The following is a 2,193-nucleotide window of genomic DNA, read 5'->3' as shown; positions in this document are numbered from 1 at the left end:
AAAAATAATTTAATATATTTATAATTAATTATTTTATACAAAACGGCTAATATGCAATAAAAAATTAATTCGCTATATATAATATTTGAATATGCTAATCAAAAAATGAGTATAAAATATTTGTTTATTTACTAATATATTAACCTAAATTAATTAAAATCACTCATAAACCGAAGTATTGAAATTCTCTTCTTCGGATTCATCTTCGAAAATTTCATTAGTAGAATTTTCATTTTCAGCGCTTTCATCGGAATCTTTTTCCACAATAAGATTATTCACTTCTTCCGCTTTTATGCTTAAATCCATTCTTCTTATCACCATTTTTGCAGTTTCCAACCCTACCCTATTTCCATCGGAATCGAATAAAGCTATTTCTCTGTCGCCGTTTACATACTGTTTCATTTCGATAATATAGCCTTCAAAATCTACGGCTCGCAATGTTTTATTTTTTCCATCGTTTTCTATATCGATTATCGTTCCGTCCGCCCTTGTTTCGTTTATCACGCTTTTTCCGTTTATATAATTCTTATGAACGGAATATCCGCCTCCGCTAAAAATATTAACCGCTTCAGTGTTTCCCATAACATCTTTGGTGATAGTTGAAGTCGAACCGTCCGCATTAACCGTCTCTGTAACGCTGCTTGAATCCGCATTAACCGTTTCCTTTATATAACTTGTATCTTTATTTAAAGTAGTGGTTTCTTTCGAGCCATCCGCTTTTATAATTCTCGTTATCAAAGTTCCGTTAGGCATTTTTATTTCGCTTACGGTTTCTTCCGCTACCGTATCGGTTATTATAGTTCCGTCAACTTTTTTTGTTATCACGGTAAAAGAACCGTCATCGTTATAAGTTTTTGTTATCACGCTTCCATCGTCAGCCTTAATATTATAAGATAAAGTTCCTTCTCCCGTATTTTGCGAATTCCTCTCCTCCACTCTGCCATCGGGATAAACTATTTTCAACGCGCTTATTCCTTCGCTGTCGACTATCGTAGTTCCTATACTTCCGTCAATATAATTTGCGACTATTTTATAACTTCCATCTGGATTTTCAGTTTTGACGATTAATGAACCGTCAGGCTTTTTTATTTCCGTAATAATATTATTGTTTTCGGATTTTCTATTTATAAAAGAGCCGTCCGCGTATAAAATATATTCGTAAATATCTCCGTTTGCCGTTTTTAGATTTATAGATTTTGAATTATCGGCAAAATAACTTTCCGTTTTTTTATCGCCGTTTTCAAATAAAGTTTCTATCTCTAGTTTTCCGTAAGAATATAAAGTGTCGGAAATCTCATAATCGTTGGAATACATTTTTGTTTTTTCAATATTTCCTTTCTCGTAAACTATTCTAACTCCGTTATCAAATAAAATTTCTTTCGTATAATCGAAATTAGGATAAATATTTTCTATCGTAACGCTTCCATCGTTATTCGTAATTATTCTATAATTATTTGTGAAAGGAATAAATTTAATAGAATTATCGTTCGTTCTAATCAAAGAAATAACTTTTTCCAAAGAATCTTTTTGATAATAATCGTCTCCAATATTTTTCAAAAATATTTCATAAGATATCGCAGCGTTAGTCAAATCGCCCAAAGCCAAATAAGTATGCCCCATATTGAGATAAGCGCTGTAATATAAAGCCGAAGTGTTATAAGAATTAAACGAAACGATTATATTCGTAAAAACCATATTTGTTCCGTCCAAATTAAAATCGGTAATTGTCGTAATATTTGTAGTGTCGCCTATAATTGCCAAATAAAAATTATCGTTATCTACAAAATCTACGGTTTTATTTGTAAAAGAATATTCGTTTGTGTAAGTATTGGTAATAATAACATTTGTAAATAAAGGCAATTTTGTAAAAGAATTATATAAATTATTTTTTTCGTTTGTCAAATTAAAATCGTTGTTAAACTCTTCTAAATTTTCGTTTAAATTTTCTTCAGAATTTTCATTTAAATCATTTGTAATATCCGAATTTAAATCATAAATTATATCTTCGTTAAAATCCGAATTTCCAATAAACGCGATATTTGTCACAACATTTTGCGAAATCGTATAATCGGTTAAAATCTCTTCGTTTATATTTGGCAAGTAAAGCGAATGCAATCTTTCAGCCGAACGATTATACCAAATCAAAGCCTCGTCATAATTTTTTAATTGATAATAAGAATTGGCTATATTATT

Annotated in this window: 1 protein-coding gene; it reads right to left on the bottom strand. The window is 30.1% G+C overall.

Annotated features, from left to right (window positions below; all coding sequences use genetic code 11):
* Positions 1–159: 159 nt before the first annotated feature.
* On the bottom strand, positions 160–2,193 hold a 2,034-nt coding region (locus EZH24_RS10600), incomplete at its 5' end, for a tetratricopeptide repeat protein (RefSeq protein ID WP_137999094.1).

This window comes from Brachyspira catarrhinii (genome assembly GCF_005518285.1).
Taxonomy (GTDB): Bacteria; Spirochaetota; Brachyspiria; order Brachyspirales; family Brachyspiraceae; genus Brachyspira; species Brachyspira catarrhinii.
The sequence above is the reverse complement of the archived record's forward strand: the minus strand, read 5'-3'. Positions and strand labels throughout refer to the sequence as shown.